Origin of the sequence: Microbacterium soli (assembly GCF_039539005.1) — a bacterium.
GTDB classification, from domain to species: Bacteria; Actinomycetota; Actinomycetes; order Actinomycetales; family Microbacteriaceae; genus Microbacterium; species Microbacterium soli.
The window spans coordinates 1,119,919-1,137,712 of sequence record NZ_BAABCP010000001.1 but is presented as its reverse complement, the minus strand read 5'-3'; the positions used below and the strand labels follow the sequence as shown (position 1 = coordinate 1,137,712).

Below are 17,794 nucleotides of genomic sequence, written 5' to 3'. Positions count from 1 at the left end.
CGGCGGCACTCCGAGGCATCGGAACGCCGCCGCCGGTCTCTCCGACTCGCCGGGCCGGCGAGCCGGCTCGGACCGAGAGCGCCTTACGGCTTGACGAACACCTCATCGGCGAACATCCCGGGCGTCACGCGGTACAGTACGGCGTCGCCGTCGGGAACGGCGAACGCCTGCGAACCCGTTGCGGAAGCGCCGTTGTAGAGCTCGTCGAGGCCGAAGGAGTCGGAGAGCATGACGGTGTGGTCGAAGCTGCTCACGACGTTGCCGGCACTGGTGACGGCGTCGAGCTGAACCTCGGCGGCGAGACCCTTGTCGTCTCCGGTGTAGGTGACCGTGTAGGTCACGATCTCGTAGTGCGAACCCTCCGGAGCCGCGTCGTTGAACTGGTTGGCGTCGGCCACCACGGAATCGCCGTCGGCGTTGACGCTGCTGATCACGACGGTCCAGTCGTCGTTGCTGATCTGAGACGCCAGCGGATACGGGTTCTCCCGCGTGCCCTCGGCGGCGGAATCCGATGACTCGGCCGCGGTGTCATCGGACTCCGCGGCATCCGTCCCCTCGTCGAGGGGCTGCGAAACGGTCGTCTCCCCGCTGCTGAACGCATCATTGAACGACGTCGCGACCACGGCGAAGAAGACGATGAAGCCGATGATCGTCCCGACCACGGCCACGATGAGCCCGACGACGCCCATCCACTTGCGGCTGCCCTTCAGGAACAGCGAGATGATGCTGAGCACGAAGGCGATCGGCAGCAGCACCCAGCCGACGACGAGTGCGCCGGGAATGCACGCGAAGATGAACCCCACGATGGCGATGATCATCGCGATCAGCGCCAGGACGTTCTTCTTCGGGGCCTGCGGTGCGCCGGCCGGAGGGACCGGCGGCAGCTGCGGCGCGGGGGAGGCGGCAGGTGGGTTGGGTACGGACATGGTGATCCCCTTCTATGAGGTGCTCGCGCACCGTTGGGCCCCACGGCGGATGCCACGGGGAGCCGGTTCGCGCGCACGCCGAACACCGCCCTGTGAAGGACGGGAAGATCGGGGTTCAGGGGAGATGCTCCGTGGTCCGCGAGGACCGGCTGGAAGCCAGTCTAGGGGCGAGGTCCGACATCGATGACGCAGTCCGTCATGAAGCACGGGCCGGCCGCGCATCGCGTAGCGTGACTTCATGTCCTTCACCGCGCCGACGTACTCCGCGGCACAGGTGCGCGCAGCCGAGGCGCCCCTGCTCGCCGCCGGCGTGCCCCTCATGCGACGTGCTGCGGCTGCGCTCGCGGAGGTGATCGCCGAGCATCCGCCGACCCGGATGCTCGTGCTCGCCGGTGCGGGCGACAACGGGGGCGACGCCCTGTTCGCCGCCTCGACACTGGCAGGCAGCGGCATCCGCACCGACATCCTGCGCACCTCGGACCGGGTGCACGAGGAGGCGCTCGCGGCGGCGACGGATGCCGGTGCGCGAACCCTCCCGTCCGACCGCATCGACCCGTCCGCCTACGACCTCGTCGTCGACGGCATCCTCGGCATCGGCGCGCGGGGCTCCCTGCGCGGCACCGCCAGGGATGTCGTCGCGGCGCTGCTGCCGGTGCTTCCTCCCGTGGTCGCCGTCGACCTGCCGAGCGGCCTCGACCCCGACACCGGAGCAGCGGATGCGGTGGTGCTGCCCGCCACGACCACCGTGACGTTCGGCGCCGTCAAGGCGGGGCTCGTCACCGGAGACGGTCCGCGGCTGTGCGGCCGTCTCGTGCTCGTCGAACTGGGCCTGCAGCTCGGGGAGCCCGTCGGCACGGCATCCGTCGCCGAGGTGCGCGGGAGAGGCTGAAGGGGCCAGCTGTCGGGCGAGTTCCACGGTGCAGTGGCGGCGCGCGGCGAGCTGCCACCGAACGTCGCACCTCAGTGAGCAGCCGAGATCAAAAAAACAGGCGAATCTGAATTCAGATGATCTGAATAACAAGCTTGATGCGGTATCGAGCACGCACAATGCTCCACGATTTTGCGCGGACACGCCGGTGGGCGGATACTCAAGCCGTCATGAACACGTCCTCCGAGTCGTCCACGACCGTCGCCGTCATCGGCGCCGGACGGCTCGGTCGCGTGCTCGCGGTCGCCCTCCGGCACGCCGGCTTCGAGGTGCGGGGTCCGCTCGGCCGCACAGACGGCATCCCGGCATCCGACATCGTCCTGCTGTGCGTCCCGGATGCCGAGATCGCGACAGCCGCCCGCGCCGCGCGCCCGCACGCGAGGCTGCTCGGGCACGTCTCCGGCGCCACGCCGCTCGACGACGTCGACTTCAGCCTGCACCCGCTGCAGACCTTCACCGGCGCGGAGACCCCCGACGTGCTCCGCGGCATCGGCGCGGCCGTCGCCGGACGCACCCCGGATGCCGTGCACGCGGCGCGGACGATCGCAGAGGCCCTCGGCGCCCGGCCGTTCACCGTCGACGACGCCCACCGCGCCGGCTACCACGCGGCCGCCTCCCTCTCCTCCAACCTGCTGCTGACCGTCCTCGACGCCGCGGAGCGCGTGGCGCTCGCCGCCGGCATCCGCTCCGAAGGCACCCGCGAACTGCTGGCCCCGCTCGTCACCCGCACCGTGGAGAACTGGGTGCGCACCGGCGCCGCCGCGGCCCTCACCGGGCCGATCGCCCGTGGCGACGAGGAGACCGTGCGTCGTCAGCGCGAGGCCGTCGCATCCACCGTCCCCGAGCTGAGCGCTCTGTTCGACCGCCTCTGCGCCGACACGGCCGCGCTCGCCCGCAGGCCCGAGCGGGTGAGCGCATGAGGATCCTCCGCACCATCGCCGAGGTCCGCGCCGCCGTGCGCGACGCGCGCGCCTCCGGTGGGACGGTCGGCCTCGTCCCCACCATGGGCGCCTTCCACGATGGGCATCTCTCCCTCATGCGCGCCGCCCGCGCGGACAACGACCTCGTCGTCGTCTCGCTGTTCGTCAATCCCACCCAGTTCGGCCCCACCGAGGACCTCGACGCCTACCCCCGCGATGAGGCGCGCGACGCCGCCCTCGCCGAGCAGGTCGGCGTCGACATCCTGTTCGCCCCGACACCCGCCGAGATGTACCCGGACGGCTTCGCCACGAGCATCCACGTCACCGGCGTCACTGAGGTGCTCGACGGTGCGGCGCGCGGCGCGTTCCACTTCGACGGCGTGGCCACCGTCGTCACCAAGCTGTTCGGGATCGTCGCGCCCGACGTCGCCTACTTCGGGCAGAAGGACGCCCAGCAGGTGCTCGTCATCCGCCGCGTCGTGCGTGACCTGAACCTCGATGTGCGCATAGAGGCGCTCCCCATCGTGCGCGAGGCCGACGGTCTCGCGATGAGTTCGCGCAACGTCTACCTCGACGCGGATGCGCGGCAGCGGGCCACGGCGCTGAACCGGGCCCTCGACGCGGCCGCCGCCGTGCACGCGGAAGGGGAGCGCGAGGCGGCGACGATCGTCGCGGCCGCGCAGCGCGTGCTGACGGATGCCGGCATCCGTCCCGAATATCTCGAGCTGCGCTCGAACGATGACCTGCGGCCGATCACGCGCATCGACGGCGACGCGCTGCTGGCCGTGGCCGCCCGCGTGGGCGGCGCCCGACTGATCGACAACCACGTCCTGACCACGTCCTGAACCCTGTCGAGAGAGGCTTTTCCTGATGCGACGCACCATGCTGAAGTCGAAGATCCACCGCGCGACGATCACCGGCAGCGACCTGCACTACGTCGGCTCGATCACCATCGACGCTGACCTGCTGGACGCCGCCGACATCCTCGAGCATGAGCAGGTGAGCGTCGTCGACGTGGACAACGGCTCGCGCTTCGAGACGTACACCATCGCCGGCGAACGGGGAACCGGCACCATCCAGGTCAACGGCGCCGCCGCCCGGCTCGTGCACGCGGGCGACACCGTGATCATCATCTCCTACGGCGAGTACTCGGCGAAGGACCTCAAGACCTACGAGCCGGTCGTCGTGCACGTCGACCGGTCGAACTCCGTCATCCAGGTCGATGACGCCGTCGATCAGCTGCTCACCGAGGCGTCGGCATGAGCGCTCAGGGCGCGGCGCGCCCGCTCACCCTGGGCGACCTGGCCGCGAAGAAGGCGGCCGGCGAGCCCATCGTCATGGTCACCGCGTACGACCATCCCAGCGCGCAGATCGCCGAGGCCGCCGGCGTCGACATGGTGCTCGTCGGCGACTCCGCCGCCATGACCGTGCTCGGCCATTCCTCGACCGTGCCGGTCACGATCGAGGAGATGCTCATGCTCACCGCGGCCGTGCGCCGCGGGCTGTCGGCTCCGCTGCTGGTCGGCGATCTGCCGTTCGGCTCCTACGAGGCATCCGACGAGCTCGCGGTCGCGACGGCGCAGCGCTTCGTGAAGGAGGCCGGCTGCGATCTGGTGAAGATCGAGCGCGGCGGCACGACCGTGCAGCGGGCGCGGGCCATCGTCGCCGCGGGCATCCCCGTGGTCGGGCACGTCGGGCTCACCCCGCAGAGCGCCACCTCGCTCGGCGGGTATCGCGCGCAGGGCCGCACGGCCGAGGCCGCGCTGCGGGTGATCGATGACGCCCTCGCCCTGCAGGACGCCGGGTGCGCACTGCTGGTCATCGAGGCGGTGCCGGCCGAGGTCACCGCGGAGCTCGTGCGGCGACTGCGGATCCCCACGATCGGGATCGGAGCGGGGGCGGATGCCGACGGTCAGGTGCTCGTGTGGCATGACCTGCTGGGCATCTACGACGGGCCCGCCGCGAAGTTCGTCAAGCGGTACGCCGACGTGCGCGGCGCATCGCTGGCCGGAGTCGCGGAGTACGCGCGCGAGGTGCGCGCGAGAGCCTACCCCGCCGCCGAGCACGCCTACCCGATGGCCCCCGGGGAGCACGAGCGCCTGCAGGAGCTCCTCACCGCGCGCCCCTGACCCTCTTCCCCCCCGCTCGCCCCTCTTCCCCCCCGCTCGCCCCTCTTCCCCCCTCGCCCGCGCGCTTGCGCCCCGCCGAGCCACCATCCGAGCCGCGAGCCACCACGCTGATGACAGCACATCGCGTGGTGGCTCGACGCTTGCCTGGTGGCTCGGGGTGGGAGGGAACGGGGTGGGAGGGAACGGGGTGGGAGGGAACAGGGTGGGAGGGGGAGAGAAGGGGGGGGTCAGGCGCGGGCGCGCGCCTTCTTCTCGCGGCGCAGGGCGTGCAGGATCGGCTCGGTGTAGCCGCTGGGCTGGGCCGCCCCCTCCAGGATCAGGCGCCGCGCGGCCGTGTAGGCGACGCCCGGTTCGGCACCCGGCGCGAACGCGAGCGGCTCGTACGCGGCATCCCCGGCGTTCTGCTCGTCGACCACCGGCGCGAGGCGCTGCAGCGCGGCATCCACCTCGGCTTCGGTGATCACGCCGTGCAGCAGCCAGTTCGCCAGCAGCTGGCTGGAGATGCGCAGCGTCGCGCGATCCTCCATGAGGGCGATGCCGTGGATGTCGGGCACCTTCGAGCATCCGACACCCTGGTCGATCCAGCGCACGACATACCCCAGGATCGACTGCACGTTGTTGTCGAGCTCGGTCGCCACGACCTCCGCCGTCAGTTCCCCGTCGGCCGCGAGCGGCGGCTGCAGCAGCACATCCAGCGATGCCGGATCATAGGGCGGCAGCGTCGGGCGCACGGCGAAGGGGTCCACCTGGTGGTAGTGCAGCGCGTGCAGGGTGGCGGCGGTCGGCGACGGCACCCAGGCGGTGGATGCCCCGGAGCGCACGTGCCCGATCTTCTGCTCGAGCATGTCGTGCATGAGGTCGGGCATGGCCCACATGCCCTTGCCGATCTGCGCGCGCCCGTCCAGGCCCGCCGAAAGACCCACCGCGACGTTGCGATCCTCGTAGCTCTGCATGAACGGCTGCGCCTTGATGGCGGCCTTGGGCAGGAAGGGGCCGGCATGCAGCGAGGTGTGGATCTCGTCGCCGGTGCGATCGAGGAACCCCGTGTTGATGAACACGACGCGGTCGGAGGCCGCGGCGATCCCGGCGGCGAGGTTCGCCGAGGTGCGGCGCTCCTCGTCCATGATCCCGACCTTCAGCGTGCGCGCGGGCAGCCCCAGCAGCTGCTCGACCCGGCCGAACAGCTCGGCCGTGAACGCTGCCTCGGCGGGACCGTGCATCTTCGGCTTGACGATGTACATCGAACCCGTGCGGCTGTTGGCGCCGCGGTTCGGCCCGGTCAGCTCCGGCAGCGCGCCGAGGGCGGTCATGATGGCGTCCAGGATGCCCTCGAACACCTCCCCGCCATCGCGGTCGAGCACGGCATCCGTGCGCATGAGGTGGCCGACGTTGCGGATGAACAGCACCGAGCGGCCCGGCAGCGTGAACTCCGCGCCGTCGCGACCCGTGTAGGTGCGGTCGGCGGCCAGGCGACGGGTGAAGGTGCGCCCGCCCTTGCTGACCTCCTCGGTGAGCGTGCCGTCCATGAGACCGCGCCAGTTGGCGTAGCCGAGCGCCTTGTCCTCGGCATCCACCGCCGCGACCGAATCCTCCAGGTCGACGATGGTGGTGATCGCCGACTCCAGCACGATGTCCTGCACGCCCGCGGCATCCGTGGCGCCGATCGCCCCCTCGCGGTCGATGGCGATCTCGACGTGCAGCCCGTGGTGGCGCAGCAGGATCGCGGACGGCGCGGCGGCGTCGCCCGCATGCCCGACGAACGCGGCCGGATCGGCCAGTCGACGGATGCCCGCAGCGGTCTCCACCGCGAGACCCTCGGCATCGACCCGGTAGGCGGCGGCATCCGTGTGCGAGCCGGCGTCGAGCGGGGCGACCTCATCCAGCAGAGCCCGGCCGCGGGCGATGACCTCGCTGCCGCGGACCGCGTTGTAGCCGCCACCGGGGGCGAGCTCGCCGGTCCGGTCGATGGCGTCCGTGCCGTACAGCGCGTCGTACAGCGAGCCCCAGCGGGCGTTCGCCGCGTTGAGGGTGAAGCGGGCGTTCAGCAGCGGGACGACCAGCTGCGGGCCCGCCATCGTCGCGATCTCGGGGTCGACGTTCTCGGTCGTGACGGCGAACGGTGCGGGCTCGGGGACCAGATAGCCGATCTCGGTCAGGAACGCCTTGTACGCCGCCGGCTCGGGGCGGCCCGGGTGGGCGCGGTGGTAGTCGTCGATGCGGGCCTGCAGCTCGTCGCGAGTGCGCAGCAGTTCCGCGTTCCGCGGGCCGAGGTCGTGCACGATGGCGGACACGCCCGCCCAGAACGCGTCGGCGTCGAGCCCGGCATCCGTCAGGGACGTCTCCGCGAAGCCGACGATCTCGCGGGCGACCTTCAGGTCGGCGCGATCCAGGTAGGCGGTCTCGGTGGTCGTGGTGGTCACAGCCCGGCTCCTTCCGTGCGGGCGCCCAGCAGGCGCAGCGTCTCGAGGGCGATCTCGGCGTCCTGGGCGGGTGTGCCGCCCGCGACGCCGAGGCCGCCGACATGCTCGTCGTCGAAGAAGAGCGGGAATCCGCCGTCGATGTTCGTGAGCAGCCCGCCGGTGCCCAGCGGCAGGGAGATCGCGACGGCATCCGGCATGAGTGCGGTGCGGCGGCGTGTGGATGCGGCGGTGGCGGCCTTGCGGCGGCTGGTCTCGGCGCTGTGCGGTGTCGCGCCGTCGGACATGCCGTAGGCGATGAGCGTCATCGACGGGTCGGCGACAGCCGCGACGACGCGGACGCCGGCCTTCTCGCCCACCTCGATGGCGAGCTGAACGGCGCGTGCGGCCGTGCTGTAGGAGATCGCGGTGATCTGTCGGGTGTTCATGTCATTCCCCTCGTGGATGGATACGCATCCAGGCTAGAGAAGACGCATGATTTCGGAGCCGTGATTCCGTATGATGAAAGTCATGGTCGCCTCGTCCCCAGGAACCGTGCAGTCCGTCGCCCGCGCCTTCGCGCTGCTGGAGGCGCTCGCCGCGTCCGGCGGCGAGGGGGCGCTGGCTTCCCTGGCGTCCGACACCGGTCTCGCCGTCCCCACCGCGCATCGGCTGCTGAACACCATGCAGGAGCTCGGCTACGTACGGCAGCTCGAGGACCGCCGCTACGCGCTCGGCGCGGGGCTGATCGGGCTGGGCAGGCACGCGGTGCCGGAGATCGCGGATGCCGCGATGCCCCTGCTCACCGACCTGGAGGAGGCGTTCCGGGAGACGGCGAACCTCGCCGTGCTCGACGGGGATCTCGTGCTGTACGCGGGTCAGGTGGCATCCCGGCAGCGGATGCGGATGTTCACCGAGGTCGGCCGTCGCGTGCTGCCGCACTCCACCGGCGTCGGCAAGGCCATGCTCTCCACCATGCCCGAGCCGCAGGTGCGCGCCCTCATCCAGCGCACGGGTCTGCCGCGCTTCACCCCGCAGACGCTCGTGGACGAGGAGGCGTTCCTCGCCGACCTGCGCCGCTCGCGCGCACGGGGATTCGCCGCCGACGACAGCGAGCAGGAGGTCGGCGTGCGCTGCATCGCCGTGGCGGTGCCGGGGCTGGGCAGGCCTGCGGCGCTGTCGGTGTCGGGCCCCGCGGCGAGGATCACGGACGCCCGGGTGCCCGAGGTGGTGCGGGCGCTGACGGATGCCGCGGCCGAGCTCGCACGACTGGCGGGCTGACGGCGTACCGCGTCGGCATTCCGTCGTCCAGGTCGTCGTGGGGCGGATTCACAGCATCCGGAGCCCGGAATCTCTTGTCTCAGCGATATTCAACGACATATCGTTAACCGTCGTTCAGCGATCAGGAGGTCATCATGGACGGATCATTCCCCTCCGGCGGATTCGGTTTCGGAACCGGCGGCGGCTCGGGCAACCCGCTCGCCGGCGTCTGGGAGGCGATGGAGCAGCTGCGGGCAGGCCTCGAGCAGCGGGTCAGCGGGTCGCGGATGGCCCGCGGCGACGTGCGCTCCGCCGTCCTCAGCCTGCTGGCCGAGCGGCCCATGCACGGCTATCAGATCATCACCGAGATCGCCGATCGCTCCGGTGGCGCGTGGCGGCCCAGCGCCGGGTCGGTGTATCCGACGCTGCAGCAGCTCGCCGACGAGGGCCTCATCACGGCGGAGGAGCAGGGCGGCCGCAAGACGTACTCGCTCACGGACGCCGGAGTCGCGGCATCCGAGGAGGCGGCCGAGAAGCCCGCGCCGTGGGAGTCCGCCGGCCGGCGCTCGGCGGGCGTGCACACCGCCCTCCCCAAGGCGGGCATGGAGCTCGCGGCCGCGGCAGCCCAGGTGGCCCGCACCGGGTCGCCGGAGCAGGTGCAGGAGGCCGTCGCCGTCCTCGAAGACGCACGGCGTAGGCTGTACGCCATCCTCGCCGAGGGGTGACTCCGACGGAAGGGGCTCGCATGGCGGACGCCGTCGGAACGCACCGCGCCCGCTATCGCCGCATCCTGGCGTTCGCCGCCCGCGCGTTCGTGCAGCTGTGGTGGTTCGAGCTCGTGCTGCCGCGACTGGGCCTGGCATCCGTCGCCGATCGCGGCCGGGACAGACGGATGCTGCGCCTCGTGCGCCGCTTCCGCGACCTCGCCGTCGGGCTCGGCGGCCTGATGATCAAGGTCGGGCAGTTCCTCTCCTCGCGACTGGACGTGCTGCCGCCGGAGATCACGACCGAACTGGCGGGCCTGCAGGACGAGGTGCCCGCCGTCCCGTTCGCGCAGATCCGCTCCGCCGCGGAGGCCGAGCTCGGGATGCCGCTGGAGCGCGCCTTCGCCTCCTTCGATCCCGTCCCGGTGGCGGCGGCGTCGCTCGGGCAGGCGCACCGCGCCGTCCTCACCGCGGCCGACACCGCCGACACCGGGCTGGAGCACGTCATCGTGAAGGTGCAGCGCCCCGGCATCGACGCGATCGTGGCGACCGACCTCGCCGCCCTGCGCCGCGTGGCGCGCTGGGCGCAGCGCATCCGGCTCGTGCGCGACCGGATGGATGCGCCGGGGCTGGCCGAGGAGTTCGCGCAGACCAGCCGCGAGGAGATCGACTATCTGCACGAGGCGGCCGGTGCCGAGCGGTTCGCCGAGTGCTTCCGTGACGACCCACAGGTGTCCGCCCCGGCGGTGGTCTGGGAGCGCACCGCACGTCGCGTGCTGACCCTTGAGGACGTCACGGCGATCAAGATCAACGACACGGATGCGCTGCGCGCGGCCGGCATCGACCCCGCAGAGGTCGCCGTGCTGTTCGCCCGGGTCATGCTGGACCAGGTGTTCACGCACTCCTTCGTGCACGCCGACCCGCATCCCGGGAACATCTTCGTCACCCCGCTGGCCGACCCGGCGGGCCCGGCGTGGCGGCTCGCGTTCGTCGACTTCGGGATGATGGCCGAGGTCCCCGACAACCTCCGCGCGGGGCTGCGCACCCTCGTGATCGCCATCGCCTCGCGCGACGGTCATGGGCTCGTCGAAGCCGCCAAGCAGATCGGCGTGCTGCTGCCCACGACGCGCACAGCCGAGCTGGAGCGGGCGCTGGGCGTGCTGTTCGCGCGCTTCGGCGGTATGGGCATCCATGAGCTGCGCGACGTCGATCCGCGCGAACTGGCGGACTTCGGCGCCGAGTTCGGCCGGACCGTACGGTCGCTGCCCGTGCAGTTCCCCGAGCAGATGCTGCTGCTCATCCGCGCCGTGTCGCTGACCTCAGGCCTGTGCAGCGCACTGGACGAGACCTTCAACATCTGGGTGCCCGTCGAGCCGTACGCCGACCGACTGCTGCGCGATCAGACCGGCGGCCTGCTCCGCGACCTCGGCGCGCAGACGCTGTCGAACGCCGGTGCACTGTGGCGGCTGCCGGCTCGCGTCGACGACGCCCTGGACCGGCTCGACGCCGGCACCCTCGCGTTCGACGTCTCCGGGCTGGAGGGCAGGCTCGACCGGATCATCCGCGTCGCGTACCGCGTCGTCTCGGCCGTGCTGTTCTCCGGGATGCTGGTCGGGGGCGTCCTGCTGCTGGCATCCGTCCCGCCGCTGGGGATCGTGCTCATGTGCGCCTCGGCGATCCCGCTGCTGCACGCCGTGTTCGGGCGGCGGTGACCGGCGGCCCGCACCCTCGTCACCGCCGCGCGCCGGCTCAGCCCTTCAGGCCGCCGGCCAGCAGGTCGGCCCGCCAGAACCGCTGCAGCCCCATGACCAGCAGGATCAGCGGCACCACCGACACGGCCGAGCCCATGATCACGAGCGGGTACAGGTCGGAGTCGCCGGCACCGCGGGACAGGAAAGTGTACAGCCCCAGCGTCAGCGGGTAGTAGTCCTGGTCGGAGAGCATGATGAACGGCAGGAGGAAGTTGTTCCAGATGCCCACGAACTGCAGGAGGAACACCGTCACCAGGCCCTGGATCATCATCGGCAGCACGATGGTCGTGAAGATCCTGACCTCGCCGGCGCCGTCGATGCGCGCCGCCTCCATGGTGTCGCTGGGCACGGCGGCCTGGGCGAAGACGCGGCACAGGAAGATCCCGAACGGGTTGATGATCGAGGGCAGGAGCACCGACCAGTAGGTGCCGGCCAGGCCGATCTGCGCCAGCAGCAGGTATTGCGGCACGGCCAGGACGATGCCCGGCACGAGCACGCCCGCGAGGATGGCCGCGAACAGCAGCTCACGGCCGCGGAACGCGAACTTCGCCAGCGCGTACCCGGCCATCGCGGACACGAGCGTGGACAGCACCGCGCCGACGCCGGCGTACAGGACGCTGTTGAGCGCCCACTGCCAGAACACGCCGCCGCCGTAGGTGGCCAGCGATGCGAGGTTGTCGAGGAATCCGCTTCCGGGGAGGAAGGAGAACGTGGTGAACAGCTCGCGCGGTGACTTCGACGCGGCCATGAGCACCCAGACGACGGGCACCAGGCAGTACACGGCGCCGACGAGCAGCACGCCGGTGGCGAGGGGGGAGATGCGCCTGCGGCGGCTGGGGCGCCTCGTCGCCGTGGGGTGCGTCGGGGCGGGGGACGTCTGCCGGGCGGGGAGGGTGAGGGTCATTCCGCATCTCCGAACGTGCGGCGCTGGAAGAAGCGCAGGATGAGCAGGGACAGCAGGAGGGTCCCGACGGCGAGGAAGACGGATGCCGCGGCCGCGCCGCCGAGGTTGTCGTTGGCGAACGCCTCCTGGTAGATCCACATCAGAGGGACCCAGGTACTGGAGATCGTGTTGGCCAGCGGCCGCAGCGTCTGCGGCTCGCTGTAGAACTGCAGGGTGCCGATCACCGAGAACAGTCCGGTCAGCACGATGGCGGGGGTCACGAGGGGGATCTTGATGCGCAGGGCGATGGTCCGCTCGCTCGCGCCGTCCAGTCGTGCGGCCTCGTAGATCTCCGCGGGGATCGACCGCAGCGACGTGTAGATGATGATCATGTTGAACCCGACGCCGGACCACAGCGCGATGTTCGCCAGGGAGAAGTACAGGGTGGGGTAGTCGAAGAACGGGAGGGCCGACCCGCCGAGCTCGCGGGCGATGTAGCTGATGGGACTCGTGCTGGGCAGGTAGAGGAACCCCCACAGCAGGCTGGCGATCACACCGGGGACGGCGTAGGGGAGGAAGATCGTGGTGCGCGAGAAGCGCGTGGCGCGTGCGCGCGGCGTGTCCAGCAGCAGCGCGAACAGCAGTGCCATGCCGAGCACGAGGGGGATGGAGATGGAGCCGTAGATGAGGACGCGGCCGAACCCGGAGAGGAACTCGGCGTCGGTCAGCGCCTCGGCGTAGTTGTCGAGACCGATGAATCCCTCCACGCGCCGCCCGTAGGCGCCGCCGCCCTCCAGCCGTGACCCTCGGAAGCTGAGGAAGATCGCATAACCGATCGGCACCAGCAGGAACAGGACGAACAGGATGACCGCGGGGCCGGCGAACAGCCAGGGCGTCGCCGCGCGGCCGCGGATGCGCCGGCGTCGCACCGGCACGGCGTGTGAACTCATCGGTCTCTCCCTCCGCGGGGCCCGGGCCGTCGCAGCCCGGGCCCCGCTCCGCGTCATTCGACGGTGTAGCCGGCCTTGGCCAGGTCGTCCCGGACCGTCTTGTTCGTCGTCGTGAAGACGTCTCGGAAGGAGTCGCCGTTCAGAGCGGCCTCGTTGAGGGCGTCTCCCAGAGCGCTCGTGGCCACGTTCACGTTGGGCCCCCAGATGATCGGGATGGTCGTGTTCTCCACGATCTCATCGGCCACCGTCCAGAAGTCGGTCTGCTGCGGCATGAGCGCGGGCGGCTTGTTGGACAGCGTCGCGTCGCGGCCCGCGGTCCCGCCGGGGTACAGGTCGAGGGTCAGCAGGAGCTTCGAGCCCTCGTCGGACGCCCCGAGCCAGGCGGCGAACTTCGCGGCCTCCTCCGCATGCGCGGACTTCTCGGGGATGAGGTACGCCGACCCTCCGAGGAACGGGACGGACGCGTCGCCGGGGGTCCACTGCGGGAGGGGGATGGACTCCCAGGAGCCCGCCGTGTCGGGCGCGACGGAGTAGATGACGCTGGGCGCCCAGGCCGCGGCGGTCCAGCTGAGGATCTTGCCCTCGTTCACCTTCGCGTTCCACTCGGGCGTGAGCAGTGGCTCGACCGAGAGCAGGTCGCGGTCGACGAGGTCCTGCCAGTAGTCCGCCGTCTCCAGCGACGTCGCATCGTCGATGCCGACCGTCCAGCTCTCGCCGTCCGTGTCCCACCACCGGGCGCCGGCCTGTGCGGCCTGCGCGGCGAAGAACTCGAACTCCGTCGCGGAGAAGCTCGCCAGGTACACCGACGGGTCCTGCTCGTGGATCTTCTCCGCGGCCTCGGCGTAGTCCGCCCAGGTCTCCGGTGGCTCGACGCCGTACTTCTCGAACAGATCCGCCCGATACGTCATCATCATCGGGCCGATGTCCTGCGGCACGCCGAACACCTGTCCGTTCAGGCTGCTGAGCGCCCAGATGTTCTCCGCCACGCCGTCGCGCGCGTCGGCGACGTCGTCGGTGATGTCCCGGATCACTCCGGCCGAGACGAGCGAGGGGATGGCGCGGTACTCGACCTGGATGACGTCGGGAGTGTCACCGGCGCGATCCGCTGCGAGGATCTTGGACGAGGTCTCCGCAGTGCCTCCGACCTCGGAGAGCTTGACGGTGACGCCGGGGTTCTCGTCCTCGTACTTCTGGATGATCGCCTGAGCGGCCGGGTCGGCGCTCTTGAGCGACCAGGTCCAGAACTCGAGTGTGACATCACCACCGGCATCCGCATCGCTCGTCCCACTCGCACACCCGGCGAGGGCGACGGCGCCCACGGCGACGCACGCGAGTGCGGCGCCGCGAACGCGCCGAGCACGCGCTGATCCTGCACTGTGTCTGTTCATCCGACATCTCCTTCGATGCGCCAGGCGGAGGCTCCGGCCTGACTTCTGCTGCGGTGGGTGATCGCTCTATAGTTATTGGCAACGTTGTCATTTGTCAAGAGACAGAGGGCGATTTTACGAGCAGGAGCGCAGATGCCCAATCCCGAGCCCTTTCTTCCCGGCTTCCACCCGGACCCGTCGATCTGCCGTGTCGGCGACACGTTCTACGTCGTCACCTCGACGTTCGCGTACCATCCGGGACTGCCGATCCATCGCAGTCGCGACCTGCGCGAGTGGGAGCTCATCGGCCATGTGCTGGAGGGCGATGCCTGGCCGGACATGAGTGACCTCGACCTCTCCGACGGCGCCTGGGCGCCGACCATCCGCGAGCACGACGGCGTCTTCTACGTCGTCTTCGCGCTCGCCCGCGGCCGCCGCGGATCCGTCACCTACGTCTGCACGACCACCGATCCGGGCGGCTCGTGGAGCATCGCGCCGATCCCGGATGCCGACGGCATCGACCCGTCGCTGTTCTTCGACGAGGACGGACGGGCCTGGTTCACCGCCGCGCGGGACGCCACCGCCCCGGGCGCCACCGGTCCTGCGGAGATCTGGATGCGCGAGTTCGACATCGACGGCCTTCGGCTCGCAGGCCCCACGCACATCCTCTGGCACGGCGCACTGACCGGTCAGTGGCTCGAGGCACCGCACATCTACCGCCGGGCGACCGGCTACTACCTCATCGGCGCCGAAGGGGGGACGGAGCGCAACCACGCCGTGACCGGGGCGCGAGCGTCGTCGATCACAGGCCCGTACCGGACCGATCCGCGCAGCCCGCTGCTCACGCATCGCCATCTGCGGCCGGATGCGCCGCTGCAGAACGTCGGCCACGCCGACCTCGTGACCGATGCGGACGGCGCCGCGTGGGCGGTCGTGCTGGGCGTGCGCCCCACGGACGGCCACCACACCCTCGGCAGGGAGAGCTTCCTCGTCCCCGTCGAGTGGACGACGGACGGCCCCGTCTTCGCCCACGGCTCGGGAGTGCTCACGGCCTCGCATCCCGCCGTCGTCGGCCCGCACGCCGACGACTGGCTCAGCATCCGCGGTCCGGTCGACGCCGTCGTCGACGGCGCGCACGTCGAGATCGCCCCCGATCCGCGGGGATTCGCGGATGCCGGGACGCCGGCGTTCCTGGGGCGGCGTCAGGACGGGCACGTCTTCGCCTTCGGTGTGACCGTCGATCCCACCGCCGCCCCCGACGTCGACACCGGGATCGTCGCCTTCCAGAACCCCGAGCACCACGTGGCCGTGCGGCTGACGGGGAGCGCATCAGCGCGGATGCTGGAGATCGCGCAGCGCAGTGCCGGGGTCGAGCGGGTGCTGGCCGCCGAGCCCGTGGGCGGCGACGGCCGTGAGCCGCTGCGTCTGGTGATCGAGGGCGATGAGGCCGGCTACCGGTTCGGGCGCATGCGGGAGGGCCGGTTCATCGAGCTGGCGCAGGTGCCGGCATCCGCCCTGAGCACCGAGACGGCCGGAGGATTCGTCGGCGTGGTGCTCGGGCTCTTCGCCCGGGGAGCAGAGGGTCGCGCCCCCGTGCACTTCGACGACGTGGAGTACCGCCGCACCGCCGCGCGGGTGGCACCGGTCATCTGAGCGGGGCGGCCGTGCTGCGCCGGACGACGAGGGAGGGGGCGATGAGGTGGTGCCGCGCCTCGGCGCCGCCGATGAGCTCGAGCAGCACCTCGATCGAGCGTCGGCCCAGCTGGCGGAAGTCCTGCCGGACGGTGGTGAGCGCGGGGACGAAGTAGTCGGCGCCGGCCATGTCGTCGAACCCCACGACGGACACGTCCTGCGGCACGCGCAGTTCCTGCTCCGCGAAGGCCGCGAGCAGGCCGATGACCATCTGGTCGTTGCCCGCGAAGACCGCGGTGGGCGGCTGCGGCTCGGATGCCAGCGCCATCCCCGCCCGGTATCCGCTGCGGGCCGTGAAGTCGCCCTCCAGCATCCTGGGCAGCGCTGTTCCGGACGCCTGCATCTCAGCCGTCCAGCCCCGCACGCGGGCCTGCGCATCGAACGTTCCCAGTCTCCCGCTGATGTGCACGACCTGCGCATGCCCGAGCTCCAGCAGATGCCGGGTCGCCAGTCGCGCGCCCAGTTCCTGATCCAGCTCGACGGAACCGATGGCGGGGTTCGGGACGTCGCCGGACATCACGACGCTGAGGGGGATGCGAGCCCCCACGCGCTCGAGGGCACGGGCGGCCACCGAACGATCCGCGATCACGGCGATGCCCTCGGCGGCCTGTCCCACGAGTCGGTCGATCGTGGCGTTCAACTGCTCGAGCCCGCCGCTCTGCCAGCTGGCCATCGACACCCAGTAGCCCGCGGCATGCGCGGCCTCCTCGACGCCCAGCAGCACGCGGGGCAGCTCGAAGAGCTCGGCGCCCGCGATGATGACGCCGAGCATTCCCGAGCGCCCCCTCTTGAGGGCCCGTGCCATGTCGTTGCGCTGGTACCCGAGCTCGGCGATGGCCTGCTCCACGCGCTCCCGTGTCGCGGGGCGCACGGAATCCGGGTCGTTCAGGACCCGGCTCACGGTGACGTGAGCGACGCCGGCCCGCTTCGCCACGTCCACCATGCTGGGCGGTCGTCCTCCCGCACGCGTCATCGTGCCCCCATCGTCTGCCACCCTTCGAACGATGACGTTACCCCACGAGAGCCGGGACGCCCGCACTGAGCATCCGCTTCTTCTTGACAGGTGACCGTCTGGTCACCTAATCTGCGACGCATGCCCGCCCCGGATGCCGAACGGACGCTGCGTGCTCTCGTCGAGCCGCACCGCCGGGCGCTCCTGGACGCGCTGCGCGCCGAGGACGGCCGCAGCGTCGGGGAGCTGGAGTCCGCCGTCCCCGAGCTGGGCAGACATGCCGTGCTCAAGCACCTCCGCATCCTCGAAGACGCCGGGCTCGTCTCCACGAGGAAGGTCGGCCGTCGGCGGCTGGTCCACCTCGACCCCACGCCGCTCGTCGATCTGGCCAGGCGCTGGCTCGACGACTACTCCGCCTTCGCCGGGCTCGCGCTCACCCGGCTCCGCGATCACCTCGAATCAGGGCGCCGCATCGAAGGAGTACGCATGTCCGAGACGAAGACGCTCGTCGCGACGATCGTGATCGAGGCCACCCCGGAGCGCGTGTGGAGCGCGCTGACCGACCCCGAGCAGAGTCGACGGTGGTTCTTCGGAGGGCTCGTCCGCAGCGACTGGGGCGTCGGCGACGCCATTCAATGGCGAAGCGCCGACGGTGCGGTCCTCATCGCGGGGGAGATCACCGCCATCGAGCGCGGTGCCCTGCTCGCGCACACCTTCCGGGCCCTGTGGTCGAAGGAGACGGCGGCGGACCCCGCATCCCACTACGAATGGCGCCTCGAAGCGCTCGGCGAGGCGATGACCCGCGTGACGGTCACCCACACCGGCGTGACGGCCGGGTCCGCGACGCACCTGCAGGCCGACGGCGGCACCTCGCTGGTCATCTCCGCGCTCAAGACCTTCATCGAGACCGGGCGCACCATGCCCGGCATGGGGTGA

Annotated in this window: 17 protein-coding genes; 10 read left to right on the top strand and 7 right to left on the bottom strand. The window is 71.0% G+C overall.

Annotated elements, in window-relative coordinates:
- Positions 1–83: 83 nt before the first annotated feature.
- Entirely contained in the window at positions 84–926 is an 843-nt protein-coding gene (locus ABD770_RS05245) for a hypothetical protein (RefSeq protein ID WP_344818467.1), read from the bottom strand.
- Between the two features lie 238 nt (positions 927–1,164).
- Here ABD770_RS05245 and ABD770_RS05240 point away from each other — a divergent pair, with 238 nt between their 5' ends.
- From ABD770_RS05240 to panB, 5 genes are all read left to right on the top strand, one after another.
- Positions 1,165–1,815: an NAD(P)H-hydrate epimerase gene (locus tag ABD770_RS05240; RefSeq protein ID WP_344818466.1), complete on the top strand. Its 651-nt coding sequence runs from the start codon at positions 1,165–1,167 to the stop codon at positions 1,813–1,815.
- Between the two features lie 209 nt (positions 1,816–2,024).
- Entirely contained in the window at positions 2,025–2,774 is a 750-nt protein-coding gene (locus tag ABD770_RS05235) for a DUF2520 domain-containing protein (protein ID WP_344818465.1), read from the top strand.
- On the top strand, positions 2,771–3,619 hold the full coding sequence (panC, locus tag ABD770_RS05230) for a pantoate--beta-alanine ligase (RefSeq protein WP_344818464.1): 849 nt from the start codon (positions 2,771–2,773) through the stop codon (positions 3,617–3,619). The genes ABD770_RS05235 and panC overlap by 4 nt, the downstream gene beginning before the upstream one ends.
- 25 nt (positions 3,620–3,644) lie before the next feature.
- Positions 3,645–4,037 carry an aspartate 1-decarboxylase gene (gene panD / locus ABD770_RS05225; RefSeq protein ID WP_344818463.1) on the top strand — a complete coding sequence of 131 codons (393 nt, stop codon included), beginning with the start codon at positions 3,645–3,647 and terminating at the stop codon, positions 4,035–4,037.
- Positions 4,034–4,903: a 3-methyl-2-oxobutanoate hydroxymethyltransferase gene (gene panB, locus ABD770_RS05220; RefSeq protein ID WP_344818462.1), complete on the top strand. Its 870-nt coding sequence runs from the start codon at positions 4,034–4,036 to the stop codon at positions 4,901–4,903. The genes panD and panB overlap by 4 nt, the downstream gene beginning before the upstream one ends.
- Before the next feature lie 227 nt (positions 4,904–5,130).
- Here panB and ABD770_RS05215 read toward each other — a convergent pair whose 3' ends face one another.
- Positions 5,131–7,323: a malate synthase G gene (locus ABD770_RS05215; protein ID WP_344818461.1), complete on the bottom strand. Its 2,193-nt coding sequence runs from the start codon at positions 7,321–7,323 to the stop codon at positions 5,131–5,133.
- Entirely contained in the window at positions 7,320–7,748 is a 429-nt protein-coding gene (locus tag ABD770_RS05210) for a GlcG/HbpS family heme-binding protein (protein WP_344818460.1), read from the bottom strand. The genes ABD770_RS05215 and ABD770_RS05210 overlap by 4 nt, the downstream gene beginning before the upstream one ends.
- 82 nt (positions 7,749–7,830) lie before the next feature.
- Between ABD770_RS05210 and ABD770_RS05205 the strand changes: the two genes are divergently transcribed.
- From ABD770_RS05205 to ABD770_RS05195, 3 genes are all read left to right on the top strand, one after another.
- Positions 7,831–8,580: an IclR family transcriptional regulator gene (locus ABD770_RS05205; RefSeq protein ID WP_344818459.1), complete on the top strand. Its 750-nt coding sequence runs from the start codon at positions 7,831–7,833 to the stop codon at positions 8,578–8,580.
- A 134-nt stretch (positions 8,581–8,714) separates the two neighbouring features.
- The gene (locus ABD770_RS05200) at positions 8,715–9,284 is read left to right on the top strand and encodes a PadR family transcriptional regulator (protein WP_344818458.1); all 570 of its coding nucleotides are present in this window, start codon (positions 8,715–8,717) and stop codon (positions 9,282–9,284) included.
- A gap of 20 nt (positions 9,285–9,304) precedes the next feature.
- Positions 9,305–10,975, top strand: coding sequence for an ABC1 kinase family protein (locus ABD770_RS05195; protein ID WP_344818457.1), 1,671 nt, complete (start codon positions 9,305–9,307; stop codon positions 10,973–10,975).
- Between the two features lie 37 nt (positions 10,976–11,012).
- Here the strand turns inward: ABD770_RS05195 and ABD770_RS05190 are convergent, their stop codons facing one another.
- The 3 genes from ABD770_RS05190 to ABD770_RS05180 are packed head-to-tail and all read right to left on the bottom strand — an operon-like array spanning position 11,013 to position 14,235.
- Positions 11,013–11,918, bottom strand: coding sequence for a carbohydrate ABC transporter permease (locus tag ABD770_RS05190; protein ID WP_344818456.1), 906 nt, complete (start codon positions 11,916–11,918; stop codon positions 11,013–11,015).
- Positions 11,915–12,847 (bottom strand): carbohydrate ABC transporter permease, encoded by a 933-nt coding sequence (locus ABD770_RS05185; RefSeq protein WP_344818455.1) that lies wholly within the window; start codon positions 12,845–12,847, stop codon positions 11,915–11,917. The genes ABD770_RS05190 and ABD770_RS05185 overlap by 4 nt, the downstream gene beginning before the upstream one ends.
- Positions 12,848–12,900: 53 nt before the next feature.
- Positions 12,901–14,235 (bottom strand): ABC transporter substrate-binding protein, encoded by a 1,335-nt coding sequence (locus ABD770_RS05180; protein WP_344818454.1) that lies wholly within the window; start codon positions 14,233–14,235, stop codon positions 12,901–12,903.
- 132 nt (positions 14,236–14,367) lie between these two features.
- On the opposite strand from ABD770_RS05180, the gene ABD770_RS05175 reads away from it, so the two are divergent.
- Positions 14,368–15,867, top strand: coding sequence for a glycoside hydrolase family 43 protein (locus ABD770_RS05175; protein ID WP_344818453.1), 1,500 nt, complete (start codon positions 14,368–14,370; stop codon positions 15,865–15,867).
- Here ABD770_RS05175 and ABD770_RS05170 read toward each other — a convergent pair.
- Positions 15,860–16,879 (bottom strand): LacI family DNA-binding transcriptional regulator, encoded by a 1,020-nt coding sequence (locus ABD770_RS05170; protein ID WP_344818452.1) that lies wholly within the window; start codon positions 16,877–16,879, stop codon positions 15,860–15,862. The two genes, ABD770_RS05175 and ABD770_RS05170, sit on opposite strands and share 8 nt — an antisense overlap.
- 120 nt (positions 16,880–16,999) lie before the next feature.
- On the opposite strand from ABD770_RS05170, the gene ABD770_RS05165 reads away from it, so the two are divergent.
- Positions 17,000–17,794, top strand: a complete 795-nt coding sequence (locus ABD770_RS05165; protein ID WP_344818451.1) for an ArsR/SmtB family transcription factor — start codon at positions 17,000–17,002, stop codon at positions 17,792–17,794.